Source organism: Streptomyces sp. NPDC043726, from assembly GCF_056436565.1.
Genome location: NZ_JBWKCI010000007.1, coordinates 149336 through 173061, shown reverse-complemented (window position 1 = coordinate 173061; position 23726 = coordinate 149336). Strand labels below are relative to the sequence as shown.

Annotated in this window: 22 protein-coding genes and 1 pseudogene; 5 read left to right on the top strand and 18 right to left on the bottom strand. The window is 69.8% G+C overall.

Annotated elements, in window-relative coordinates:
• Position 1 precedes the first annotated feature (1 nt).
• The 12 genes from AC068Z_RS21430 to AC068Z_RS21375 all read right to left on the bottom strand — a co-directional run bounded on the left by AC068Z_RS21430 (position 2) and on the right by AC068Z_RS21375 (position 11984).
• Positions 2–538, bottom strand: a complete 537-nt coding sequence (locus AC068Z_RS21430; RefSeq protein ID WP_478557654.1) for a hypothetical protein — start codon at positions 536–538, stop codon at positions 2–4.
• Between the two features lie 103 nt (positions 539–641).
• Positions 642–1421, bottom strand: coding sequence for an HAD-IIA family hydrolase (locus tag AC068Z_RS21425; protein ID WP_478557651.1), 780 nt, complete (start codon positions 1419–1421; stop codon positions 642–644).
• 76 nt (positions 1422–1497) lie between these two features.
• Positions 1498–3024: an alkaline phosphatase family protein gene (locus AC068Z_RS21420; protein WP_478557648.1), complete on the bottom strand. Its 1527-nt coding sequence runs from the start codon at positions 3022–3024 to the stop codon at positions 1498–1500.
• Between the two features lie 78 nt (positions 3025–3102).
• The gene (locus AC068Z_RS21415; protein ID WP_478557645.1) at positions 3103–4170 is read right to left on the bottom strand and encodes a 2-aminoethylphosphonate ABC transporter substrate-binding protein; all 1068 of its coding nucleotides are present in this window, start codon (positions 4168–4170) and stop codon (positions 3103–3105) included.
• Positions 4171–4217: 47 nt separating this feature from the next.
• Positions 4218–5015 carry an ABC transporter permease gene (locus AC068Z_RS21410; RefSeq protein ID WP_478557642.1) on the bottom strand — a complete coding sequence of 266 codons (798 nt, stop codon included), beginning with the start codon at positions 5013–5015 and terminating at the stop codon, positions 4218–4220.
• Entirely contained in the window at positions 5002–5820 is an 819-nt protein-coding gene (locus AC068Z_RS21405; protein ID WP_478557639.1) for a 2-aminoethylphosphonate ABC transporter permease subunit, read from the bottom strand. Before AC068Z_RS21405 ends, AC068Z_RS21410 begins: the two co-directional genes overlap by 14 nt.
• Positions 5813–6865, bottom strand: coding sequence for an ABC transporter ATP-binding protein (locus AC068Z_RS21400; protein WP_478557636.1), 1053 nt, complete (start codon positions 6863–6865; stop codon positions 5813–5815). Before AC068Z_RS21400 ends, AC068Z_RS21405 begins: the two co-directional genes overlap by 8 nt.
• Complete coding sequence (locus AC068Z_RS21395; RefSeq protein ID WP_478557633.1) at positions 6862–7533, bottom strand: phosphonatase-like hydrolase; 672 nt, start codon at positions 7531–7533, stop codon at positions 6862–6864. Before AC068Z_RS21395 ends, AC068Z_RS21400 begins: the two co-directional genes overlap by 4 nt.
• Before the next feature lie 7 nt (positions 7534–7540).
• Positions 7541–8665 (bottom strand): TIGR03364 family FAD-dependent oxidoreductase, encoded by a 1125-nt coding sequence (locus AC068Z_RS21390; RefSeq protein ID WP_478557630.1) that lies wholly within the window; start codon positions 8663–8665, stop codon positions 7541–7543.
• A 142-nt stretch (positions 8666–8807) separates the two neighbouring features.
• Positions 8808–9563, bottom strand: a complete 756-nt coding sequence (locus AC068Z_RS21385) for a GntR family transcriptional regulator (RefSeq protein WP_478557627.1) — start codon at positions 9561–9563, stop codon at positions 8808–8810.
• A gap of 442 nt (positions 9564–10005) precedes the next feature.
• Positions 10006–10782: an LPXTG cell wall anchor domain-containing protein gene (locus tag AC068Z_RS21380; protein WP_478557624.1), complete on the bottom strand. Its 777-nt coding sequence runs from the start codon at positions 10780–10782 to the stop codon at positions 10006–10008.
• A gap of 125 nt (positions 10783–10907) precedes the next feature.
• Complete coding sequence (locus tag AC068Z_RS21375; protein WP_478557621.1) at positions 10908–11984, bottom strand: ROK family transcriptional regulator; 1077 nt, start codon at positions 11982–11984, stop codon at positions 10908–10910.
• Positions 11985–12066: 82 nt separating this feature from the next.
• On the opposite strand from AC068Z_RS21375, the gene AC068Z_RS21370 reads away from it, so the two are divergent.
• On the top strand, positions 12067–13134 hold the full coding sequence (locus AC068Z_RS21370) for a Gfo/Idh/MocA family protein (protein WP_478557618.1): 1068 nt from the start codon (positions 12067–12069) through the stop codon (positions 13132–13134).
• On the top strand, positions 13131–13634 hold the full coding sequence (locus tag AC068Z_RS21365) for a heme-degrading domain-containing protein (RefSeq protein WP_478557615.1): 504 nt from the start codon (positions 13131–13133) through the stop codon (positions 13632–13634). The genes AC068Z_RS21370 and AC068Z_RS21365 overlap by 4 nt, the downstream gene beginning before the upstream one ends.
• Positions 13635–13728: 94 nt before the next feature.
• On the opposite strand, the gene AC068Z_RS21360 is transcribed toward AC068Z_RS21365, so the two are convergent.
• From AC068Z_RS21360 to AC068Z_RS21345, 4 genes are all read right to left on the bottom strand, one after another.
• Positions 13729–14580 (bottom strand): fumarylacetoacetate hydrolase family protein, encoded by an 852-nt coding sequence (locus AC068Z_RS21360; RefSeq protein WP_478557612.1) that lies wholly within the window; start codon positions 14578–14580, stop codon positions 13729–13731.
• Positions 14581–14699: 119 nt separating this feature from the next.
• Positions 14700–15392: a YidC/Oxa1 family membrane protein insertase gene (locus tag AC068Z_RS21355; protein ID WP_478557609.1), complete on the bottom strand. Its 693-nt coding sequence runs from the start codon at positions 15390–15392 to the stop codon at positions 14700–14702.
• Between the two features lie 88 nt (positions 15393–15480).
• Positions 15481–15804 carry a DUF6412 domain-containing protein gene (locus AC068Z_RS21350; protein ID WP_478557606.1) on the bottom strand — a complete coding sequence of 108 codons (324 nt, stop codon included), beginning with the start codon at positions 15802–15804 and terminating at the stop codon, positions 15481–15483.
• A gap of 36 nt (positions 15805–15840) precedes the next feature.
• Complete coding sequence (locus tag AC068Z_RS21345; protein WP_478557603.1) at positions 15841–16593, bottom strand: class E sortase; 753 nt, start codon at positions 16591–16593, stop codon at positions 15841–15843.
• A gap of 231 nt (positions 16594–16824) precedes the next feature.
• Here AC068Z_RS21345 and AC068Z_RS21340 point away from each other — a divergent pair.
• Positions 16825–18296 (top strand): annotated as a pseudogene (locus AC068Z_RS21340) (glycoside hydrolase).
• A 68-nt stretch (positions 18297–18364) separates the two neighbouring features.
• Entirely contained in the window at positions 18365–19378 is a 1014-nt protein-coding gene (locus tag AC068Z_RS21335; RefSeq protein WP_478557600.1) for an SEC-C metal-binding domain-containing protein, read from the top strand.
• A 3-nt stretch (positions 19379–19381) separates the two neighbouring features.
• On the opposite strand, the gene AC068Z_RS21330 is transcribed toward AC068Z_RS21335, so the two are convergent.
• Positions 19382–19849 carry an SRPBCC family protein gene (locus AC068Z_RS21330; protein ID WP_478557597.1) on the bottom strand — a complete coding sequence of 156 codons (468 nt, stop codon included), beginning with the start codon at positions 19847–19849 and terminating at the stop codon, positions 19382–19384.
• Between the two features lie 187 nt (positions 19850–20036).
• Here AC068Z_RS21330 and AC068Z_RS21325 point away from each other — a divergent pair, with 187 nt between their 5' ends.
• Positions 20037–23111 carry a DEAD/DEAH box helicase gene (locus tag AC068Z_RS21325; RefSeq protein WP_478558601.1) on the top strand — a complete coding sequence of 1025 codons (3075 nt, stop codon included), beginning with the start codon at positions 20037–20039 and terminating at the stop codon, positions 23109–23111.
• 26 nt (positions 23112–23137) lie between these two features.
• On the opposite strand, the gene AC068Z_RS21320 is transcribed toward AC068Z_RS21325, so the two are convergent.
• A complete protein-coding gene (locus AC068Z_RS21320) occupies positions 23138–23713 on the bottom strand; it encodes a hypothetical protein (RefSeq protein WP_478557594.1) in 576 nt (191 codons plus the stop codon).
• Positions 23714–23726 lie beyond the last annotated feature (13 nt).

Below are 23726 nucleotides of genomic sequence, written 5' to 3'. Positions count from 1 at the left end.
GTCAGTCCGTCCCGCGGCTCCGGCGGGCGCTTCTGAGCGCCACGGCCGTCGCCGCGACACCGGCGAGGACGAGACCGATCACGGCGTGGATCCTGCCGGGGCCGGTGGTGTCGGCCCCGTCGTCGGCCTCGGCGAGCCGTACCGCCGTACCGCCGCCGCCCGCCTTCACGGGGGCGACCGGCGAGGCCGGGGTGGCCGGCGTCTTCCCCACCGGCAGGGACACCGTCCGCCGGGCGTCACCGCAGGTGACGGTGACGTCGTAGCTCCCGATCTCCAGCGAGGACCGGATGCGGCTCTCGCCGATCAGGGTGCCCTCGGCGCCGTTGACGGTGAGCTTGACGTCGGTGACGAACGCGGCCGAGACGGCGCTGGCCGTCTTCTCGGCGCAGCCCGTGACGCGCAGTGCGACGTCACCGCCCGGGGTGGGCGAGGCGGGGTTCACCGAGATGCCGCCCCCGTCCGCCGCGTATGCCCCCGGGGTGAGTGCGAGGACGACCGCGGCCATGCCCGCACAGAGAGTGACTTTCGTTGAGCCCATCGTGAACCTCCAGTTACTTGGAGGCTCCTCCCGGGCGCCGGACCCCGCATCCTCAGCGGGGCCCGACTGCTCCGAACGGGTCGAATCCCGGCCCTCGGGGTTTTCAGACCCGGTCGACGAGGTCGGCGATGGAGTCGACGATCTTGGACGGCCGGTACGGGAAGTTCTCCACCTGCTCCGGCCGGGTCAGCCCGGTGAGCACCAGGAACGTCTGCATCCCGGCCTCCATGCCGGCCAGCACGTCGGTGTCCATGCGGTCACCGATCATGGCGCTGGTCTCGGAGTGGGCCCCGATGGCGTTCAGGCCGGTGCGCATCATCAGAGGGTTCGGCTTGCCCGCGAAGTAGGGCTGCTTGCCGGTCGCCTTGGTGATCAGGGCGGCGACGGCGCCGGTCGCGGGGAGCGGGCCCTCGGTGGAGGGGCCGGTCTCGTCGGGGTTGGTGCAGATGAACCGGGCGCCCTCGTTGATCAGCCGGACCGCCTTGGTCATGGCCTCGAAGGAGTAGGTGCGCGTCTCACCGAGGACGACGTAGTCCGGCTCGTGGTCGGTGAGGATGTAGCCGATGTCGTGCAGCGCCGTGGTGAGCCCCGCCTCGCCGATCACATAGGCCGAGCCGCCGGGCCGCTGGTCGTCCAGGAACTGGGCGGTGGCCAGGGCCGAGGTCCAGATGGACTCGATCGGCACCTCCAGGCCCATGCGCCGCAGCCGGGCGTGCAGGTCGCGCGGGGTGTAGATGGAGTTGTTGGTGAGGACCAGGAACGGCTTCCCGGACTCACGCAGCTTCTTGATGAACGCGTCGGCGCCGGGGATCGGTACGCCCTCGTGGATGAGCACACCGTCCATGTCGGTGAGCCATGACTCGATGGGCTTGCGGTCTGCCATGTGCGGGACTCCTGGCGTACGTACGAAGGTGAGCTGAGGGCGCCGGAACCACGGCGTACCGACGCCCTCAGCCTAATCAGGAAGTGCTCACCCTGACCCCGTCGATCACCCAGTACCAGTTGTTGGCGCCGGTGTAGCGGAAGCGGAAGCTCACGCTGGAGGCGCCGGCGGGGACGGGTACGGAGAGGGACTGCGGCTGGGAGACGACGTCGGAGGTGTAGCTCTTGACGACGGTCGGGGTGCCGCCGTTGAAGGAGGCGAGGACCTGGGCGGTCTGGGCGCCCTCCTGCCGGTAGAAGGTGGTGAAGTCGAGCCGGACCGTGGTGCGGCCGGTGACGTCGTGGGCGGGGGTGACGAGGGTGGAGTCGTACGCCCCGGAGAAGGTCTTGTCGGACCACTCGTCGGAGTCGGCGACGGCGAACACGCCCCGGGACCGCACATTGAGCTCACGGGACTGGTCGCGCTGGGTGCGGGACCAGAACTCGTCGGTGGCGAAGGACCAGCCGCGCCACTCGGTCACTCCGCCTGTGCCCATGGCGTTGTTGATGACCGACCAGCCGCTGGGCGGGGTGTGGGTGTACCCGAGGACGGTGGCCGGGATGCCGGTCTCGTCGGTGCGGGCGGAGAGGGTGAGCGCGTCGAAGGGGTCGGTGGACCGCTCCTGGATCGGCTTGCCGTCCAGGCCCCAGGCCGGGTCGACGGCGATGCCGAGCTGCTTGAGGACGGTGGGTACGACGTCGACGAGCCGGGTGTCGATGGGCCGGGCGCCGGCGGCGATGCCCGGTCCGGTGGCGAGGACGAAGGTACGGCGCTCCTCGACCGCCGACCCGCCGTGCCCGCCGGCGTCGAGGTGCCCGTGATCGGTGGTGACGATGACGGTCCAGCGCTCGGTGGAGTAGGCGGGGCGGGCCTTGATGGCCGCCCGGAGTCTGCCGACGAACGCGTCCTGTACGGCGATCTGCGTCAGGTACGCCTGGCTGCCGGCGCCGGAGTTGTGGCCGACGATGTCGGACTGCCCGAAGTAGACGAAGAGCACGTCGGGATTCTGGTCGCGAATGATGGCCTCGGCCTCATGGGCGATGGTGGCGTCGTGCCCGGTGTACCCGTCGGCGTCGCCGTCGAGGACGAGCTTGGCGTCGGCGCCGGGGGTGACGGTGCCCTGGGTGTCGAGGGGCTTCCAGTCGACGGCGGCGTAGGTGGAGAACTCGGGCCGGACCTGGGCGAGGCGGGCGAGGAACCCGGGGTACTGCCCGTACTTCTTCCCGGCGAAGGTGTTGTCCTTGACCCCGTGCTTGTCGGGCCAGACACCGGTGGAGATGGTGGACCAGCCCGGGCCCGAGGAGGTGGCGGCCATGGGGTTGGCGTAGAGGAGCGAGAGGCCGAAGGTGCCCTCGCTCATCATGGCCTTGAGGTGCGGGGCGTCGGCGGCGGCGATCCGGTCATGGCGCAGACCGTCCATGCCGATGACGAGGACCTTGTCCTTGCTGGTGCCGCCCGGCAGCGTGGGCACGGCGTGGGCCTGCCCGCCGGCGCCGACGGCGAGGCCGGCGGCGGTGGCCGCGGTGGCGGTGAGCACGGTGCGGCGAGTGGGTCGTGACGACACGTGATCCTCCGGATGGGGGGAAGGTGAGGGTCGTTCGGTGGTGCCGGTGGTGCCGTGGTGCCAGGTGACCGAGGGGCGTCAGCTGCCCGTTGCCGACTTCCAGTTGTCCACGTACGTCGTGAGGTTCTTCTCGATGTCGTCCCAGTCCGGCTCGAAGACCTCCACGTCCTTGATCAGGTTCGTCAGCGCGATCGCGTCCTCGTCCACCGCCTTGACGTCCTGACGGGCCGCGAACCCGCCGCCCACCGAGCTCACCTGCTGCTGCGCCTTCTGACCGAGCATGTAGTCCAAGAGCTTCTTGCCGTTCTCCGAATGCGGGGCGTCGGTGACCAGACCGGCCGCGTACGGCAGCGCGAACGTCGTCGGCTTGCCGCCGTCCTTCGCCGGGAACCAGATCCCGAGGTTCGGCATGTCCTTGGACTGGGCGTAGTTCATCTGCACATCGCCGTTGGCGACCAGCAGCTCGCCCTTGTCGACCTTCGGCGCGAGCTTGCCCGTGGACGCCGAGGGACCGACGTTGTTGGACTGGAGCTTGCCGAGGTACTCCAGCGCGGCCTCCTCGCCGCCGAAGTCGTGCATCGCCTTGATCAGCACCGCGGTGCCGTCACCGGCCACACCCGGAGTGGAGTACTGGAGCTTGTTCCTGTACGAGGAGTCCAGCAGTTCCTCCCAGGTCGCCGGGGCCTGCTTCAGCTCCTTCGTGTTGTAGATGAACCCGAAGTAGTTGTTGACGACGGAGGTCCAGGTCCCGTTCGCGGACTTGTCCGCCCCGCTCACCTGGTCGGCGCCTGCGGGCACGTACTTCTGCAGCAGGCCCTTGCCGTCGGCCTGCTGGATGAAGGGCGGCAGTGTGACCAGCACGTCCGCCTGCGGGTTGCTCTTCTCCCGGACGGCGCGCTGCACCATCTCACCGGAGCCGCCCTCGACGTACTCGACCTTGATCCCGGTCTCCTTCTCGAAGTCCTTGAAGACCTGGTCGTACCAGCCGTCCCCGTTCTCCCCCTTGAGGCCGTCCGCGCTGTAGACGGTGACGACCTTCTCGTCGGCGGCGGCGGAGCTGCCACCGCAGGCGGACAGGGCGGGAACGGCGACGAGTGCGAGCGCTACGGCGAGCGTGAGACGGGACGTGGACGTGTTCGCGGACATGGCGAGATGAACTCCTTGCTGAAATGAGGGCGGTTGAGGGAAGTCGGTCAGCGGAACGAGGCTTTGGTGCGGACGCGGGACACGGCGAACAGGACGAGCAGCGTCGCCGTCATCAGCACCACCGCGACGGCGGACCCGGTGAACAGGGCGCCGCGGTCGGTGGCCGCGTAGATCAGGACCGGAAGCGGGGTCCAGTCGGGCGGATAGAGCATCATCGTGGCGCTCAGCTCGCCCATGGACAGGGCGAAGCAGAGGCCGGCCGCGGCGGACAGGGAGGGCAGCAGCAGAGGCAGCTTCACCCGCCACAGCACGTAGGAGGGGCGCGCCCCGAGCGAGGCGGCGGCCTGCTCGTAGGCGGGGTCGAGCCGGGTCAGCGCGGCGGACACCGACTGATGGGCGAAGGCCGTGACCAGCACGGTGTGCGCGACGATCACGATCCACCGGGTGCCGTTGAGCAGCATCGGCGGCTGCGAGAAGGCGACCAGCACCGCGAGACCGACGACCACGGAGGGCACCGCGAGCGGCAGCACGAACAGCCCGTCGAGGAGCCGTCGCGCCCGCTTGCCGAGTCCTGCGGCGGCGAGCGCGGCCCAGGTTCCGGCCGCCAGGGCGAGCAGGCTCGCGGTGAGGGCCGTCACCAGGCTGGTGGTCAGCGCCTGGAGGGCCTCGCCGCGGGTGGCGGCCTCGTAGTGCGAGGTCGTGAAGTCCGAGGGCAGCACGCTGGACCAGTGGGTGGCGAAGGACGCGGCGACCACGACGAGCAGCGGCAGCGCGAACAGCGGCAGGAAGAGCAGGAGGAACAGGGCCCATACGGCCCACTTGGCCCCGCGGCTATGCACCAGCACGACGGCTCACCACCCGGTACAGGCCGTACAGGCCCACGGAGATCAGGACGTTGACGACGGCGACCACGCAGGCGCCCGGGTAGTCGGACTCCAGGATCGCCTTGCCGTAGACGAGGGTCGGCAGCGTGGTGACGCCCTTGGCGCCGGTGAAGAGCACGATGCCGAACTCGTTGAGGCACAGGACGAGGACCAGGGCGCCGCCGGCCCCGAGGGCGGGCAGGGCCTCCGGCAGGATGATCCGCCGGACGATCCTCGGCGCCTTCGCACCGAGCGAACTGGCCGCCTCCAGCTGCGCGGTGTCGAGCTGGGCGAAGGCCGCGAGCAGGGGCCGCATCACGAAGGGCGTGAAGTAGGTGATCTCGGCGAGCAGCACACCCCAGGGTGTGGTGAGGAACTGGAACGGCCCGTCGGCGGCGCCCGTGACGTCCGTCCACAGTCCGTTCGCCATGCCGACCGTGCCGTAGATGAACAGCAGGGCCAGCGTGATCAGGAAGGACGGGAAGGAGAGGAAGACGTCGATGAACCGGGCCACCGCCCGGGCCCCCGGGAAGGGCACGAAGGCGATGACCAGCGCCAGCGCGAACCCGAGCACCAGGCACCCGGCGGTCGCCCCGAGCGCCAGCCAGACGGTCGTCCACAGGGCCTCCCGGAAGGCCTCCGAGGCGAAGACGTCGGCGTACGGCTGGAGCGAGGTGCCGCCGGTGTCGGGCTTGAGGGACTGCTCGACGACGAGGGCGAGGGGATAGAGGAAGAACAGGGCGAGGAGGGCGACGGGCGGGAGGGCCCACAGCAGCCTTCTAGTCATGGGTGACTCCGGCGGTCAGCAACACCGCGTCCTCCGGGGCGAAGTGCAGTGTCACCGTGTCGCCCAGCTCCGGCGGGTCCCTCAGTTCGCGCAGGTCCGTCATGATCCGGTGGCCGTCGACCTCGACGTACAGCCGGTGGGTGGCGCCGCGCCACTGGATCTCGCGTACCGTCCCGGACAGCCGGTTGGGTCCGTCGCCGACGCCGATGAGGTGCGGGCGTACGCACAGGGTCGCCCGCGCGCCCTTCGCGGCGCCCGTCGTGTCGACCTTCAGCTCGGCGCCCCCGAAGCAGACCCCGCCCGCGCTCACGGTCACCGGGAGCAGGTTGGCGTTGCCGACGAAGGACGCGGTGAACTCGTTCGCCGGGGCCCGGTACAGCTCCCTCGGCGTCCCGCACGCCTGGAGGCGCGCGCTGTCCATGACCGCGATGCGGTCGGCGAGGGTGAGCGCCTCGACCTGGTCGTGGGTGACGTAGAGGATCGACACGTCCGGCAGCTCGCGGTGCAGCCGCGCCAGTTCGGCGAGCATGCCGGAGCGCAGGCGGGCGTCGAGGGCGGAGAGGGGTTCGTCCAGGAGCAGTACGGACGGCCGGATCGCGAGCGCCCGCGCGATGGCGACGCGCTGCTGCTGGCCGCCGGACAGCTCGCGCGGGTAGCGGCGGGCGTAGGACGCCATGCCGGTCATCTCCAGGGCCTCGGCGACCCGGCCGCGGATATCGGCGCGGGCCACCTTGCGGGCCTTGAGGCCGAAGGCCACGTTGTCCTCGACCCGCATGTGCGGGAAGAGCGCGTACTGCTGGACGACCATCCCGATGCCCCGCCGGTGCGGCGGCAGCGCGGTGACGTCCCGGTCGCCGAGGAACACCCGCCCGGCGGCGGGCCGCACGAAGCCGGCGACCGCCCGCAGCGCGGTGGTCTTGCCGGATCCGGACGGCCCGAGCAGCGCCATGACCTCGCCGGGGGCGATGGTGAGGTCGAGGGCGTCGAGGACGACGTTGCCGTCGTAGGCGACGGTGACGCCGTCGAAGCGGATGCCGCTGCTCATCGCAGGACTCCCGGCAACTGCGCCACGGACTCGAGGACATGGGTCGCGCCGGCCGCGTCGAGGGCCTGAGCGTCGTGCGCCCCGGTCAGCACCCCGGCGACGACCCCGGCCCCGGCCCGGACCCCGCTGAGCATGTCGTACGAGGTGTCCCCGACGACCGCGACCTGGCGGACGCTGTCCGCCGCTGCCGTACGGAGGAAGGCGGTGAGCACCATGTCCGGGTACGGCCGCCCGCGGCCCCCGGCGTCGGCCGGGCACAGCGTCAGCGGGACCAGGTCCCGCCAGCCGAGCGCGGCCAGGATGGCGTCCTGGGTGGTGCGGGCGAAGCCGGTGCTCAGCACGACCGTACGGCCCTGCGCCTTGAGCTCCTCGATGGTCTCGCGGGCGCCGGGCAGCGCGGCGACCCGCCCGCCGTCGACGAGCCCGGCGTAGGCCTCCTCGAAGGCCTTGTTGGCCTCCTGAGCCTTCGTCTCCTCGCCGAACAGATGCCGGAAGACGGAGATCTTGGACTCGCCCATGGTGGCGCGAACGTAGTCCAGCATCGACTCGGGCTCGGCGCCGAGCCGGTGCGCGGCCGCGGTGAAGGCCTGCTCGACGAGGCCGCCGTCGGCGACGGTGGTGCCGGCCATGTCGAGGACGACGAGTCGGATGTCCTGGTCGTTGGTCATGTCGGTGTCACCAGCCCAGTTCGTTCGCGGTGGTCTCGGCTATCGCGGGCGAGCAGGTCATGCCGCGCCCGCCGGGCCCGGTGACCAGCCACACCCCATCGCGCACCCGCTGCCGGTGCACGACCCGGGAGGGGTCCGTGCACTGCGCGTACACGCCCGCCCAGCGGCGCCTGACCTTGGGCAGCGGGCGGCCGAGGAGGGATTCGACGACCTCGGTGAGGTGGTCGTAGGGGTCTTCGAGGGTGTCGAAGGCGAAGGGGTGCTCGTACTCGTGGGTGTCGCCGATGGTCAGTCCGCCGTCGGCGCGCTGCACCATGAGCAGCTGCATCTTGTGCGTGGCGGCCGTCTCGGCCTGCGGCTGCCCGGAGTTGAGCTCGTCCAGTGCGTCGCTGCGGTAGGCCGGGTAGTAGCGGAAGCTGTCGGCGTCGGCGACCGAGGTGGTGAGCGGTTCGCCCAGCGGTTCGGTCTGCATCATCTGCAGCCGGACCCGGCGCACGGGCAGCTCGGGCCCGGCCAGTTCGCGCACCAGACCGCCGAGCCAGGCGCCGGTGCAGAGCACGACGACGTCGCCGCTGTGCACGTCGCCGTGGTCGTCGCGGACGGCACTGGAGCCGATGACCTCGCGGACCTCGCGGCCCGGCAGGAAGGTGTAGTCCGGCGACCTCAGCAGCTCCTCGCGCAGGGCGAGTTGCGCGGTGCGCGGCTCGACGGCCGCGTCCCGCTCGCAGTACAGGGCGGCGGTGAACTCGCCGCGCAGGGCGGGGTTGAGGGCCCGCGCCTCGGCCGGGGTGAGCAGCTTGTGACCGCGCGCGGCGGCGTCCTCACGGGCTACGGCGGCCTCGGCGACGGCGAGTTCGAGGTCGCCGCGGACGGGGGTGAGGGAGCCGTTGGCCCGGAAGCCCAGCTTCGGCACGCGGGCGCCGATCTCCTCCCACAGCTCCCGCGCCCTGAGGGCGGTCTCCAGCTCCTCGCCGCCCGCACGGCCGCTGACCCAGATCTGGCCGAAATTGCGCAGCGAGGCGCCGCGAGCCTCCGTCTCGCGCTCGATCTGTACGACCTCGTGGCCGCGTTCCACTGCTTGCCAGGCGTGCATGGTGCCCACCACGCCAGCTCCGACGACTATCACTCTCACGACGGCAACGCTCCTCGGGCTCGGGGAACCGGAAAGGTCCGGCTACCAACGGGAGCGTGAACGAGCCATCACGTTTGGGCTAGACCCGTTATCTTTTCGTGATATTTGGAGGGGGGTCGAGGGGTCGATTTCCAGCCGCGTTTCAGCCGCGCAGATGGGCGCTGAAGGAGAACCGGTCGCCGCGGTAAAGGGTGCGTACGCGCTCCAGCGGCTGTCCGGCCGTGTCCCTGGACACGCGGTGGATGAGCAGCATGGGCAGGGCGGGCGGGGTGCCGATGAGGAGGGCCTCGCGCGGGGTGGCGAGGACGGTCTCGATGCGCTCGTCGGCGTCGCCGAAGGCGATGCCCTGGGAGTGGAGGTAGGCGTAGAAGGAGGAGTCCGGGTCGAAGTCGGAGTCGAGCCGCGGCACCCTGGCGACGGCCACGTAGGTGCTCTCCAGACCGACCCGCTCGTCGTCGGCGAGCAGGACGCGCTCCAAGTGCCAGACGGCCTCGCCGCGGGTCAGTCCGGTCTCGGCGGCCAGCGCGTCCGGGCAGGGGAAGCGGTCGAGGGTGACGAGGGTACGGCCGGGTGTGCGGCCCTGGCGCCGGACGCCCTCGGTGTAGCTCGCGAGGGAGAGCGGCTGCTCCAGCTTGGGGCCCGCGACGACCGTCCCGCGCCCCTGCCGGCGCAGCTTGCCCTCCAGCACGAGTTCGCGCAGCGCCTGCCGTACGGTCTCGCGGGCGACGTCGTACTCCTCGGCGAGATCACGTTCGGTGGGGATGGCGCTGCCCTCGGGGAGTTCCGCCACGAGGCGGTCGATGCGCGCCTTCACCGCGTAGTACTTCGGGATGCGCCCGTGCTCGGGGATGCCGGAGCGGACGGGGGCGCCGGGGGCCTGGTCGTTCGGGTAGTCCACGCAGGGATCGTGTCAGACGCCCCTGGTGAACTCGGCGCCGCCTCCGGGCGATCAGCAGGGCGGCGAGCGTGGCGGCGAGGGCGGCGGCGGGGGCCAATGGGGGCGGGCGAGTGCCGGCTGGGGGTCCCGTCAGGAGACACCGCCGGTGGACTCAGCGCCGCCTTCGGGCGGTCAGCGCGGCGAGGGCGGCGACCGGGGGTGCGGGCGAGTGCGGGCTGGGGATCGCGTCAGAAGACACCCCCGGTGGACTCGGCGCCGCCTCCGAGCGATCAGCGCGGCGAGGGCGGCGACCGGGGGTGCGGGCGGGTGCCGGCTGGGGCCCGTCAGGAGACACCGCCGGTGGACTCGGCGCCGCCTCCGAGCGGTCAGCGCGGCGAGGGCGGCGACCGGGGCGCGGGCGAGTGCCGGCTGGGGGTCCCGTCAGGAGACACCCCCGGTGGGCTCAGCGCCGCCTTCGGGCGATCAGCAGCGCTCCGCCGGTGACGAGCAGCGCGGCGAGCGTCGCGGCCAGGGCGGCGGTGGGGGTGCCGGTGCTGGCGAGTTCCTCGGCGAAGGGGAGACGGGGGGCGGGGGATCTGCCCGGGTCCGCGGTGGTGGTCGGGGCGGGATCGGTGGCGGTGGCGGTGGCGGAGCCGGACTCGGAGGTGGGGTCGGAGTCGGAGTCGGACTCGATGCCGAAGCGGTAGTCGTTGGACTGCCCGATCCAGTCCCCGTCGTCCTCCTGGCGCTGCACCACGGCGGCGTTGGCGGTGACCCGATTGGGCACGGCGTCGGAGGTGACGGCGAGCCGCACCTTCACGGTGACGGTCCTGCCGGGCCCGACCGTGAACCCGTCCTCGACCTCCCCGCCGAAGACCCCGACGAGTTCGTCCTCGTCGGTGGTCTCGAACCGCACGGGGTGGGGCCGGTCGCCGACGTAGTACTCCAGCCGGGGCTGCGAGGCCCTGAGGGCCCGCCGGTCGTCGACGAACACGACGACCGGGTGCACGTTCTCGCAGGCCACGTCGGTCTTGTTGCGCAGCTCCAGATACCAGGTGCCGAACCCGCCCCCGGCCTCGTACGACCCCGGCCCGCCACGGATCCGGGTGCTGAGCGGAAACGTCCGCCCCTCGGACGCGGCACACCCACCCTCCGGCTCGACGGCGTGCGCGACCCCGGGCGCGGAGACGAGAGCGAGGGCGAGGGGAAGGGACAGGGACGCGGACAGCACTAGTCGCATGAACACATGACCATGCCGGACAACTCGGCCAACAGACGGACGCCGCTCCCAGGGAGCCCCCGTTTCCGCCCGAACGGCCCTGCCGCGCTACCGCCGCACGGTCCCGACCCGCCCCCGACCGACCCTCACCCCACCCCCCGCCCGAACAACGGCGCCAGCACCAACTGCGCCGCCCCCTCCGCGACTTCCCGGCCCCCTCCTGGAGCAAGGCGCACCGGCACCGGCGGCTCGCCCACTCTCCGGCCGCGTTCCTCGAGGACGGCCGCGGCCCCTCGTACGAAGCACTCCGGACGGGCCGCCACCGTACGGCCGCCCAGCAGCACCACGTCGATGTCCAGCAGCGCCACCAGGTTCCCGGCCCCCGTGCCGAGCACCCGCGCCGCCTCCTCGAAGTCCCCGCGTTCCACCGCCGCCAGGCACAGCGCCTCCACGCACCCCCGGTTCCCGCACCCGCACACCGGCCCGTCCAGCTGCACGACCTGATGCCCGAACTCCCCCGCCCCGGTCCTGGCCCCCCGCCGCACCGCGCCCCCGAGCACGATCCCGCCGCCGAGCCCGGCCCCGAAGTGCAGATACGCGAACGACTCCGCCACCCCGCCGACCGCCAGACCCACCGCCGCCGCGTTCGTGTCCTTGTCCACCACCACCGGCACCCCGCCGAGCCCTCGCTCCAGCACCTCCCGGACCGCGAAGCCGTCCCACTCGGGGAACCCGGTGACCCGGTGCAGCACCCCCCGCGTGTGATCCAGCGGCCCGGGCAGCCCCACCCCCACGCCGACCAGGGTTCCCGCGTCCCCGAGCAGCGCCCCCACCTCACCGAGCACGCCCTCGACGACCGCCCGCTGCCCGGCCCGCAGCCCCAGCCCCGCGCGCCGCTCTGCCACCACCGCGCCGGTCAGATCGACCAGCACCACCCGCAGCGCGTCCCGGTCCAGATGCACTCCCACCGCGTGCCCGGCCTCCGGCACCAGCCGCAGCACGGTCCGCGGCTTGCCCCCCGTGGACGCCCGCCGCCCCGCCTCCGCGGCCAGCCCCTCCGCCCGCAACCGAGCCGTGATCTTGCTGACGGCCTGCGGGGTCAGCCCGATCCGCTCGGCCAGCTCGAGCCGGCTGATCCCGTCCGGACCGGCCGTGCGCAGCAGATCCAGCACCAGCGCGGTGTTGTGGCTGCGCAGGGCCGGCAGATTCACGCCCTGGGTCACCGGGTCACGTCCTTCGTGCTGCTCATAGGCCCATTCTCCCCACCGCTTGCACTTTGGCAACAGCGTTGCGAAAGTAGGAACCATGACTGGCACACCCCTCCGCACCGGCCTGATCGGCTACGGCCTCGCCGGCTCCGTCTTCCATGCCCCGCTGATCGCCGCGACCGAGGGCCTCACCCTCGACACGGTCGTCACCGCCAACCCGGAGCGGCAGGAGCAGGCCCGCGCCGAGCACCCGGACGTCCGGATCGCCGCGACCCCCGACGAGCTGTTCGCCCGCGCCGACGAGCTCGACCTGATCGTCATCGCCTCCCCGAACAAGACCCACGTCCCGCTCGCCACCGCCGCCCTGGAGGCCGGCCTCCCGGTCGTCGTGGACAAGCCGGTCGCGGGCACCGCCGCCGAGGCCCGCGAGCTCGCGGCGCTCGCCGAGGAGCGCGGACTGCTGCTGTCGGTCTTCCAGAACCGCCGCTGGGACAACGACTTCCTGACCCTGCGCAAGCTCATCGCCGACGGCGAGCTGGGTGACGTCTACCGCTTCGAGTCCCGCTTCGAGCGCTGGCGCCCCCAACTCAAGGGCGGCTGGCGCGAGTCGGGCGACCCGGCAGAGATCGGAGGTCTCCTCTACGACCTCGGCAGCCATGTCGTCGACCAGGCGCTCGTCCTCTTCGGCCCCGCCGCCTCCGTCTACGCCGAGACCGACGTCCGCCGCCCCGGCGCCGAGACGGACGACGACACGTTCATCGCCATCACCCACACCAGCGGCGTCCGCTCCCACCTCTACGTCTCCGCCACCACCGCCCAACTCGGCCCCCGCTTCCGGGTCCTGGGCTCCAAGGCGGGCTACGTCAAGCACGGCCTCGACCCCCAGGAGGCGGCCCTGCGCGAGGGCGAGCGCCCCGGCGCCGAGTGGGGTGTGGAGCCCGAGTCCCTCTGGGGCCGCGTCGGCTCCGGCGAGTCCCCGCTGACCGGCGGCGGACGCCCCGAACCGACCCTCCCGGGCGACTACCCCGCGTACTATGCGGCCGTGGCCAGGGCCCTTTCCGACGGCGGCGCCAACCCGGTGACCGCGCTGGAGGCGGCCGCCGCCCTCGACGTACTGGAGGCGGCCCGCCGTTCGGCCCGCGACTGTGTGGCGGTGACGCTGTGACGCACAACAACGGGATCACCCCGAAGTTCACCCCGGAGATCACCCCGACCATCGAGGAACTCCAGGCCCAGGAACGCCGCCTGGTCTTCCGGGAGTTCACCGAGGACGACGCCTGGCGCCTCGGCTCGCTCCTGGTGGAGATGGCCCGCGAGCGCCAGGCCCCGGTCGCCGTCGACATCCACCGCGCCGGCCAGCAGCTGTTCCACGCCGCGCTCCCCGGGGCCACCCCGGACAACGACGCGTGGATCGCCCGCAAGCGCCGGGTGGTGGAGCGCTACCACTCCTCGTCCTACCTGGTCGGCGCGCGGTCCCGCGCCAAGGGCACGACCTTCGAGGACTCCTCGCGCCTGGACCCGGACACGTACGCGGCACACGGCGGTTCCTTCCCGCTCACGGTGGAGGGCGTCGGCGTGATCGGCGCGGTGACGGTGTCCGGCCTGCCCCAGCTGGAGGACCACCGTTTCGTGGTGGAGGCGCTGGAGGAGTTCCTGGGTAAGTAGCACTTCCCCAGGGGCGCGGGGAACTGCGCGCCCAGCCACGGCCCGCCTGCGGATGACGGCCGTCCCGCAGTTCCCCGGCTCTCCCGGCGGAGCGCTACGCGTCCTTGAGCTCCTGCCGCTGCCGCCCCAGCCCCTCGATCTCCAGCTCCACCACATCCCCGGCCCGAAGGAACGGCTTCAGCTCGGGCTGCCCCATCGCGACCCCGGCCGGCGTCCCCGTGTTGATGACGTCGCCGGGGTACAGGGTCATGAACTGGCTGACGTAGCGCACGACTTCCCCCACCGGGAAGATCTGCTCCGCCGTGGTCCCGTCCTGCTTCAGCTCACCGTTCACCCACAGCCTCAGCGACAGGGCCTGCGGATCCGGCACCTCGTCGGCGGTCACCAGCCACGGCCCGAGCGGGTTGAACGTCTCGCAGTTCTTCCCCTTGTCCCAGGTCCCGCCCCGCTCGATCTGGAACTCCCGCTCGGACACGTCGTGCGCCACGGCGTACCCGGCGACATGCCCGAGCGCCGCCTCCGCGGACTCGAGGTACCGGGCCGTACGCCCGATGACGACGGCCAGCTCGACCTCCCAGTCGGTCTTCACCGACCCGCGGGGCACCAGCACGGTGTCATTCGGTCCTACGACCGTGTCCGCGGCCTTGAAGAAGATGACAGGCTCGGCGGGCGGCTCGGCCCCCGTCTCGCGGGCGTGGTCGTGATAGTTCAGCCCGATGCACACGACCTTCCCGATCCGCCCGACCGGCGGCCCGATCCGCAGCCCGGTCGCGTCCAGCGCAGGCAGCTGGCCGGCGACGGCACGGATGCGCCCCAAGGCCTCCTCGTCGGCGAGCAGCGGTCCGTCGATGTCCGGCACGACGCCCGACAGGTCCCGCAGAACCCCCTCGGCGTCGAGCAGCGCGGGCGTCTCCGCTCCCGCCGTACCGACTCGCAGCAGCTTCATGGTCACAATCTCCCTCGATCGCGGGGCGCCCGCCGACGTGTGCAGCCATCGGAGGACTGGTCGATCCTCCAAGCTCCGAGTCCAGTCCGCAATACCCGGTTCACGTACTGGACCGTAGGTCAGCGGTACAGAACCGCCCGCTCCACCGCCGCCCAGGTCGTACTGGTCACGACGTACAGCGCGGCGGCCAGCGGTACGACGGCCACGGTGATCAGCGTGAAGAAGGACATGAACGGCATCACCGCGCTGATCGCCCCGGCACCCGGGGTGTCGAGCGGCGCGCTGTCGGCCATGGTCGCCTTCGTCCGCCGGTAGTTGAAGACGGCGACCGCGCCGACGAGCACGAACAGCCCCAGGTACACGAGCCCGGCCGCCCCTCCCCCACTGACGCTGAGCGCGTCCGTCAGGCGCCCGCCGAGGGGCGCGGCGAGGAGCTGGTGGTCGAGGAGCTCGTTGGGGCGCCCGCCGATCTCCGAGCTGGAGAAGAGATGGAAGAGGAGAAAGAACGCGGGCGCCTGGCACAGCCCCGGCAGACACCCGGCCAACGGCGACACCTGGTGCTCGGAGTGCAGCTCCAGCACGGCCCGCTGAAGCTTCTCGGGGTTCTTGGCGTGCTTGCGGCGCAGCTCGGCGATCTTCGGCTGGAGCTCGGCGCGGGCCTTCTGCCCCCGGGCGGCGGCCCGGGACAGCGGATGCACGAGCAGCCGTACGAGCGCGGTGAACAGGACGATCGCGGCGGCCGCCGCGGAACCGTGGAACAGGGGCTGGAGCAGCTCCGCGAGCTGCTCGACAAGCTGGGCGAAAACAGACATGGGTGAGCCCTTCGGGTCTCGTCGTGCCGGGATACGGGAATGGCGGCATGACGACCCGCGCAGGGTCACTTGGGTGGCTGTGCTGCCCCTACGCGACGGTCGCCGAGAGGGCGAGACCAGGGGCTCGGGGCCGGGTGCGCCCCTTGGCGTCGGGGTCGCGTTGCGGCAGGAAGGCCGTACGGCGGTCCCGGTCGCGGATGGCCGTACGGACCCGGGTGGGCGGCACGGCGGGCGCGCAGCGCGCGGCGATGACCGAGCAGAGCGCGAGCGCGGACCCGGCGGCGGCGGTCGCGGCGAGGGCGACGGTCGCGAAGAGGCTGCCGGAGTCGAGCAGCAGGACGTCGAGGAAGAGGACGAGGAGAAGGGTGGGGAGGACGAGAGCGGGACGCGGACCGGCCCAGCGCTTGTTCATCGGCTTCCCTCCCCTCCCGGTTGCCCTTGTTATACCTCAACGCGCGCGCATCGAGAGAAGTGTCCCCCACACCACCAGCCGGTACCGGGACGTGAATTCGGGCGTGCAGGTGGTCAGGGTGACGTAGTACCCGGGCGCCCGGTAACCGCGCCCGGGGTGGACGAGGCTGCGGGGCACGGCCCCGATGACCCCGGTGTCGTGCGCGGAGGTCCGCGCGAGGGTCTGGTCGACGGCGTACGTGTACACGGCGGCCTGCGTCTCTACGACGATCTCGTCGCCCTTGCCGAGCCGGTCGAGCCGCCGGAAGGGCTCGCCGTGGGTGTTGCGGTGCCCGGCGAGGGCGAAGTTGCCGAGGTGGCCGGGCTGTTGGGTGCCGGGGTAGTGGCCGACGTAACCCTTGTCGAGGACGCCGGTCCTGCTGGTGCCTTCGGCGACGGGGACGCGGAGGCCGAGGCGGGGGATGGTGAGGATGGCGTAGGCGTGGGACCAGGTGGGGGGTGGTTCGGCGGGCGCTCCTTTGGAGGGAGTGGACGGCTCGGGAGTGCGGGTCGCCCGAGGGGAGGCCGGGGGTGAGCCCTGCTGGGGCTGGGCGGCGGTGTCCCACTCCCGCTCCAGCGCGGCGACCCCGCGCCGGGCCTCCGCCTTGGCCTCGTGGTTGGTCCACCAGAGCTGATGGACGACGAGGAGCAGCAGGACGAGGCCGACGGTGACGAGGAGTTCGCCGGCGGCCCAGAGGGCACGGTGGCGGAGTGCGCGCCGGCGGCGGGTGCTGTGCTGGACGACCCGCATGTGTGCGACCTCCTTTGAGCCCGCCTCCTTCACGGCGGGCCCGCACGATAGGGCGGCGGTGCCGAAGTCGCCAGAGTTCCAGGGCCGTTCGAGACTTCGTACACGGGTTTGAGAAAGGGCTGTCGCAACTCTCGACACGGCGAGGAGCCGGGCCCGATGCTTCCGAATGGCATGCACGGGTCACGAGCCGAGGCGGGCGGCGCCCTCGGCGACGAGCGAGGCGGAGAAGTCATGATCAGACGCAGAACTCTGCTGGCCGCGACGGGCGGAGCGGTCCTGGGCAGTGCGCTGGCGACCGGTACGGCACACGCGGACGCGACGATCGCGATCAACCCGGCCACGAGGTACGGCACTTGGGAAGGCTGGGGAACCTCGCTTGCCTGGTGGGGCAATGTCTTCGGCACCCGGGACGACTTCGCCGATCTCTTCTTCAGCAGCAAGTCGGTACGTACAACGGCACTTCCCTGCCCGGCCTGGGCCTGAACATCGCCCGCTACAACCTGGGCGCGTGCAGCTGGAACACGGTGAACGGCGAGACGATGGCCGAGTCGCCGAACATCCCGGGTTTCAAGCAGATCGAGGGCTACTGGCAGGACTGGACGAACGAGGACCCCGCCTCCTCCGCCTGGGACTGGACGGCGGACGCGGCACAGCGGGCGATGCTGGTGAAGGCGACCCAGCGCGGCGCGATCACCGAGCTGTTCGCCAACTCCCCCATGTGGTGGATGTGTTACAACCACAACCCGTCCGGCGCGGCGGACGGCGGCAACAACCTCCAGACCTGGAACCACCGCCAGCACGCCTCCCACCTGGCGGCGGTGGCCCTGTACGCGCGGACGAACTGGGGCGTGAACTTCGCGACGGTGGACCCCTTCAACGAGCCGGCGTCGAGCTGGTGGACGGCCACGGGCACGCAGGAGGGCTGTCACCTGGACCCGGCGGTGCAGGCGGCCGTACTTCCGTACATGAGGAGCGAGTTGGACAAGCGGGGCCTGACCGGGGTCCGTATCTCGGCCTCGGACGAGACGAACTACGACACGGCACGCTCGACGTGGGCGGCCTTCGGCGCGTCGACGAAGTCCCTGGTGTCCCAGGTGAACGTGCACGGCTACCAGGGCACGGGCGGCCGCAGGGACCTCCTGTACACGGACGTGGTGACGACGTCGGGCAAGAAACTGTGGAACTCGGAGACGGGAGACAGCGACGGCACGGGCCTGAGCATGGCCCGCAACCTCTGCTACGACTTCCGCTGGCTGCACCCGACGGCCTGGTGCTACTGGCAGGTCATGGATCCCTCGACGGGCTGGGCGATGATCGCGTACGACGCGAACACGCTCCAGCCGACGACCGTACAGCCGAAGTACTACGTGATGGCCCAGTTCAGTCGCCACATCCGCCCCGGCATGACGATCCTCGACACGGGCGTGAGCTACGCGGCGGCGGCGTACGACGCGAGCGCGCGCCGCCTGGTGATCGTGGCCGTGAACACGGCCACCACCGCCCAGACCCTGACCTTTGACCTGTCCCGCTTCACGACGGTGACGGGCGGCTCGGGAGGCGTGGTCCCGCGCTGGAACACGGTGACGGGAGGGGGCGACATGTACCGCGCGTACACGGACGTACACGTGGCCGGAAAGACGGTGAGCGCGCCCTTCGCGGCGGGCGCGGTACAGACGCTCCAGGTGGACGGGGTGACGATCTAGACAAGTGCGGGGAGCCCGAAAGGAGCCGTCGGGAGCCTTTGTCACCGCCGGGCAGTACGGTGTCGTGCATGCGCCCCGACACGCCTGCCGAGAACGTCGACCACACCGCCGAAGCGGCACGCCTGGAGCGGACCGCCGGCCTGTACCCCGAGGACGCCGAAGCCCTGCTGCTGCAGGCGGCGGCCCACCTGGAACTGGCCGGCGACCGCCCCGCCGCGAGCACCCTCTACGACCGCCTGCTGTCGTCCGACGGTTCCCTGGAGAGCCCGTACCTGGTCCGCGCCCTGAAGGCGTCGAACCTGTGGGAGTACGGCCATGAGGCGGAGGCCCGCGCGATCATCGAGGGAGTCCGGTCCGCGGCACCCCGCGACCCGGCGCCGTGGGTGATCGTGGCGGAGGCACTGGAGTCCCACGACGAGCTGGAGGCGGCGCAGGAGACGTTCACGGAGGGAGTGACGCTGCTCCTGGCGGACGTCCAGGAACCCCCGTACGCGACACACCCCCTGCTCTACGGCCGCCACCGGGTCCGCAGGATGCTGGGCGCGGCGCACGACGACTGGGACGTACTGGCGGACACCCTGCACGCCTCCCCGGTCTCCCTGGACGAACTCCACGACCCCAAGCGGGTGTGGTCCCTGGGCTCGAACAACCCGGCGGAACTGGAGGCGGAGATCTCCCGCCTGCGTGCCGAACTGGGCACCTACCGGGAGGCCTTGTCCCGTCCGTTCCCGGTGGCGGTCCTGCACTGGCCGGCGGAGGAACTGACGGAGCTGGTCGGGTCGTATCCCACGCTGGCGGATGAATACCCGTCCCACGAGACCCACTTGTCGACGATAGAGGCGTCCTTGAGGGAGTTGTCCTCCTCGGGCACCCCGAACCTGGGCATCGTCACCGGCACGGTCCCGTCGTACGAGGCCTTCGCGGCCTCGGAGGGCACGTCCCCGGGAGACGCGTCCCTGCTCCCCCAGTACGCGACGACACTGGCGGCACGGGGCCGAGCGGTGGAGTGGCCGCCGCAGCGGGGGGCGGGGTGCTGGTGCGGGTCGGGGCGGGCGTACGGCGCCTGCCACGGGGTGCTCTGAAACTCAGCCCGCCGAGGCCTCGACGGCGGCGGCAACGTCGTCGAGGTCCTTGGCGATGGCCCGGCTGACGGCCCGGGCCCCGAGTCCCCCCAGCACCTTGGCAAGCACCCCGGCGAGTCCCCCACCGGTGGTCACACCAGTGAACGTCATACGCACCAGGGTCGCCCCGCCCCCCGCCGCTTCGAGCGCCCACTCCGACACGTACCGGCTGCCATGCGACTCGGCCTCCACGACATACCGCTCGGGCGGCTCACAGACGGTCACCCACATCTCCTCGGTGGCGTCCTTCCCGAACATCCGCCGAGTCTCCCGCCACCGAGTCCCGACCCGAAACTCCCCCGGGGTAAGCACCTCGACCTTGGAGACTCCACTGAGCACGCGCTCCATACCGCGAAGATCAGTGATCGCGGCCCACACGACCTCCTGACCTGCGGCGATACGCCGCTCGACGACGACGGTTCTACTGGTCATGGCTCCATGAAAGCAGCAGGCACGGACGACCGCCCGGTGGCGGTGGATGGACGCACAAAGGCTGTCGGTAGCACCTGCTAGAACAGAGCCACTGCTGTACGTGAGGGATTGGGGAAACAGCGTGGCGCAGCCGGGGGACCTGTCACAGCCTGTCGCGGGTGTTTACGAGGAACTCGTCACCCAACGCATGCAGGACCAGATAGAGCAGCTGAACGCAGCGGGGTGGAGGGCCATCGATGATGAGGTGAGCGAGGAATCGTCACCTCACGTCATCGCCCGATACATCAGCGAAGCCGTTAGTCGCCGACTCAGCCAGCTCCCCCCAGACAAGCGCGTCGCAGCAGCCAACCAGATCATCGAGGCACTCGCAGCCGGCCCTGGGACCAGCGAGGATGCGGAGCTCATCGCAGATGGGCCGCGCCAACTCCTCGCCCTCGCCGAGAAGGAGGCTCCTGGGGTCTACGCGATACGCCCGCTCACACCCCTCTCGGAGACTGCCCTCATCACGAACTCACCTGAGGATCCGAGCCTCGGAAGTGAGTTGCGCGCTGAGCTGGCGACCGCAGACCGCATCGATCTGCTCTGCGCCTTCGTCAAGTGGTACGGACTACGCGTGCTCGAGGATGCGCTCCGCGCCGCCAAGGAGCGCGGCATCCCCATTCGCGTCATCACGACCACTTACATCGGCGCGACCGACCGCCACGCCCTTGATCGGCTCGTTCGCGATTTCGGCGCCCAGGTCAAGGTCAACTACGAGACCCGCTCAACACGCCTTCACGCAAAGGCCTGGCTGTTTCGCCGACAGAGCGGCTTCGATACGGCATACGTCGGTAGCTCTAACCTCTCGAAGGCAGCGCTGCTGGACGGCCTGGAATGGAACGTACGCCTATCGTCGGTGGCTACTCCAGTAGTGCTCAAGAAATTCGAGGCCACCTTTGATGCGTACTGGAACGACATCGCCTTTGAGCCCTACGATCCGGACCGCGACGCCCGCAAGTTGGATGAAGCCCTGGGTCTGGCGGGCGGCTCACCGACCGCCCAAGACGCCAAGATCAGTCTCTCGGGCTTGGAGGTCAGGCCCTACGCGCATCAGGCTGACATGCTGGAGCGGCTGCGCGTCGAGCGTGAGGTCCGCGGCCACCGACACAACTTGCTTGTTGCCGCGACCGGTACAGGCAAGACCGTGATGGCCGCCCTGGATTATCGCAATCTGTTCAAGCAGGCGGACACCAAGCAGTACCCGCGGCTGCTCTTCGTAGCACACCGCAAAGAGATCCTGAAGCAGTCGCTACGAAAGTATCGCGAGGTACTTGACGACGCGTCCTTTGGAGAAGTGCTCTTCAGTGGAGAGCTGCCACGGGACTGGAAGCATGTATTTGCCAGTGTCCAGTCGCTGACTGACCAGCGACTGGAGCAATTCGACCCGGAGCACTTCGACATCATCGTCGTCGATGAATTCCACCATGCCACCGCGGCGACGTACCGAAGAGTTCTCAACCACTTTAAGCCGAAACAGCTACTCGGCCTGACCGCCACTCCCGAGCGCGCGGACGGGCTCAACGTGCAGGACGAGTTTTTCCAGGGCCGGATCGCCGCCGAGATGCGACTCTGGGAGGCCCTTGATAACGACCTCCTCTGCCCGTTCCACTACTTCGGTGTACCGGACGGCACTGATCTCACACGTCTCAACTGGCGCTCGGGGACCTATGATCAGAGCCAACTCGGCGACTTGTTCTCTGCCGACCATGCTCGAGCTCGCATCGTGCTCAAGCAGGTGCAAGACAAGGTATCTGACCCTATGCGCATGCGCGCGCTCGGCTTCTGCGTCACCAGGAAGCACGCTCATTTCATGGCAAAGTGTTTCCGAGATGCAGGCTTGAATGCTGAAAGCTTGGACAGTGATTCGAAGCCTGAGGTTCGTGATCGAGTGCTCTCCCAGCTCAAGACTGGAGAGATTCAAGTCATCTTCTCGGTAGACCTCTTCAATGAAGGCCTGGACATCCCCGACGTCGATACGCTGCTCCTGCTACGACCGACAAACAGCGCGACGGTCTTCCTTCAGCAACTGGGCCGAGGCCTACGTCGCACAGCAGACAAGCCTGTGCTCACCGTGCTTGATTTCATCGGCCAGCATCGTGCCGAGTTCCGGTTCGAGGAACAGTTCCGCGCGATGACGAACTTGTCGCGGAACCGGCTACTTGAGCACGCCGAGCACGATTTTCCGCTGCTGCCATCGGGTTGCCAGATTATCCTCGAAGGCAAGTCCAAAGACCTTGTGCTGGACAACATCCGCACCCAGATCAAGGCGAATGTTCAAACTCTCGCCAAAGAAGTCAAGGCCTTCAATACGCCACTCCTCGGCGACTACCTCAGGGAGAGCCGTCGCGAGATCAGGGAGTTGTATAAGTCAAGCAACTCGTGGACTTCAGTCCTACGCCGCGCTGGCTTGTCCGACCTGCCCGAGGTAGCCGGCGAAGAGGAACTACTGAAGCGCGTGCATGCCTTCTTGCATGTAGATGATCTAGAGCGCGCAGAGGCTTACACCAGTCTCCTGAGCGATGACGCGCCAACATACGAGTCCCTGAATTCAAAGAACAGAACGTATGCACGGATGCTCTTCTTCAATCTGTGGGACAAGGCTGGCGGCTTCCACTCATACGAGCAAGGACTTGAATCACTCCGTGAACAGCGTGCCCTACGTAGCGAACTACGGCAGGTCCTTAAGCATGTGATGGAGCAGGCCGACCACTTCCCCCTCCCCCTTGAGGGCCCGCACGCGCACATCCCTCTGAAAATCCACAGCTCATACAACCGCTCGGAGATTTTGGCCGCGCTCGGTGTCGCCCGACTGGGCGGTCAGATGCCCGGATCCTTTGCGCAGGGCGTTTTGTGGGACCAGCCAAATGAAACGGACGCATTGCTGATCACGCTTGAGAAGAATGAAAAAGACTTCTCGCCCACTGTCCGGTATAAGGACTATGCCCTGAGCCCCTCCCTGTTCCACTGGGAGTCGCAGAGCACGACCGCTGACACCTCTCCAACGGGGCTGCGATACCAGCAGCACGCTCAACGCGGAAGTCATGTGCTGATGTTCATGCGGCGTTATAAGGACACCGACATCGGCAAGGCCCAGCCGTGGATGCTCCTCGGCCCGGCGACCTATGTCAGGCACGAGGGAAGCAAGCCGATGGCCATCACCTGGCAACTTCACCATGAACTACCCGCGGACGTGTGGTCGTATTCGACCATCACCACTGGATAGCCACCTCAGGCTCAGACAACTGTGAACTAGCTGATGGGCTGTTGTGGGTTACGCACGATCTCTCCAGCCCTCTGCAGGAAGGTGTTGTGAGCTTCCGCCATTTCTTCTCTAGCATGGTCAAACCTGGACCAAGCTGTGGTCGAATCCGCGGCGCTCACGCTCGCAACACGCAGCAGGGAACCTACTGCTGCTATCGACTTGCCGGCCAGTTCGTAAGCCAACTGTTGCGCCTCACTCGGTCCCCACAGCGCCAACTGGCTTGTTTTCGCCTGCAACTCGAGCGTGCGCTCCCCCAACTCCCGCCTGGTTTCACCCTCAAGCCCAACGCCATTGCGCACCTCGGGCGCGATACGGGCGAGTGCATCATCAAGCGCGGCAAAAGCCGTAAACAGAGCAGCAAAGGACTGATGTCGCTGACTGCGCACCCACTGCCAGTGTTCTGCCGCCGCCTGTCCATGCACCTGTGCCAGCGCAGCTTCGACTGCCTTACGTCCGCCCGCTTCTGCCCCACTCTTGGCATACCTGCCGGCGATCACAGCGCCGATGACTGCAGATGCAAAAGCAATAACGCCCGCGATGACCGTCCCCGTCGCCTCACTCATCACATCATCCTCG

What these genes read in the sequence shown, in the direction of transcription:
- AC068Z_RS21430 (WP_478557654.1), bottom strand. Translation starts at nt 538, where the DNA reads ATGGGCTCAACGAAAGTCACTCTCTGTGCGGGCATGGCCGCGGTCGTC.
- AC068Z_RS21425 (WP_478557651.1), bottom strand. Translation starts at nt 1,421, where the DNA reads ATGGCAGACCGCAAGCCCATCGAGTCATGGCTCACCGACATGGACGGT.
- AC068Z_RS21415 (WP_478557645.1), bottom strand. Translation starts at nt 4,170, where the DNA reads ATGTCCGCGAACACGTCCACGTCCCGTCTCACGCTCGCCGTAGCGCTC.
- AC068Z_RS21405 (WP_478557639.1), bottom strand. Translation starts at nt 5,820, where the DNA reads ATGACTAGAAGGCTGCTGTGGGCCCTCCCGCCCGTCGCCCTCCTCGCC.
- AC068Z_RS21400 (WP_478557636.1), bottom strand. Translation starts at nt 6,865, where the DNA reads ATGAGCAGCGGCATCCGCTTCGACGGCGTCACCGTCGCCTACGACGGC.
- AC068Z_RS21395 (WP_478557633.1), bottom strand. Translation starts at nt 7,533, where the DNA reads ATGACCAACGACCAGGACATCCGACTCGTCGTCCTCGACATGGCCGGC.
- AC068Z_RS21380 (WP_478557624.1), bottom strand. Translation starts at nt 10,782, where the DNA reads ATGCGACTAGTGCTGTCCGCGTCCCTGTCCCTTCCCCTCGCCCTCGCT.
- AC068Z_RS21370 (WP_478557618.1), top strand. Translation starts at nt 12,067, where the DNA reads ATGACTGGCACACCCCTCCGCACCGGCCTGATCGGCTACGGCCTCGCC.
- AC068Z_RS21360 (WP_478557612.1), bottom strand. Translation starts at nt 14,580, where the DNA reads ATGAAGCTGCTGCGAGTCGGTACGGCGGGAGCGGAGACGCCCGCGCTG.
- AC068Z_RS21355 (WP_478557609.1), bottom strand. Translation starts at nt 15,392, where the DNA reads ATGTCTGTTTTCGCCCAGCTTGTCGAGCAGCTCGCGGAGCTGCTCCAG.
- AC068Z_RS21350 (WP_478557606.1), bottom strand. Translation starts at nt 15,804, where the DNA reads ATGAACAAGCGCTGGGCCGGTCCGCGTCCCGCTCTCGTCCTCCCCACC.
- AC068Z_RS21345 (WP_478557603.1), bottom strand. Translation starts at nt 16,593, where the DNA reads ATGCGGGTCGTCCAGCACAGCACCCGCCGCCGGCGCGCACTCCGCCAC.
- AC068Z_RS21335 (WP_478557600.1), top strand. Translation starts at nt 18,365, where the DNA reads ATGCGCCCCGACACGCCTGCCGAGAACGTCGACCACACCGCCGAAGCG.
- AC068Z_RS21330 (WP_478557597.1), bottom strand. Translation starts at nt 19,849, where the DNA reads ATGACCAGTAGAACCGTCGTCGTCGAGCGGCGTATCGCCGCAGGTCAG.
- AC068Z_RS21325 (WP_478558601.1), top strand. Translation starts at nt 20,037, where the DNA reads ATGCAGGACCAGATAGAGCAGCTGAACGCAGCGGGGTGGAGGGCCATC.
- AC068Z_RS21320 (WP_478557594.1), bottom strand. Translation starts at nt 23,713, where the DNA reads ATGAGTGAGGCGACGGGGACGGTCATCGCGGGCGTTATTGCTTTTGCA.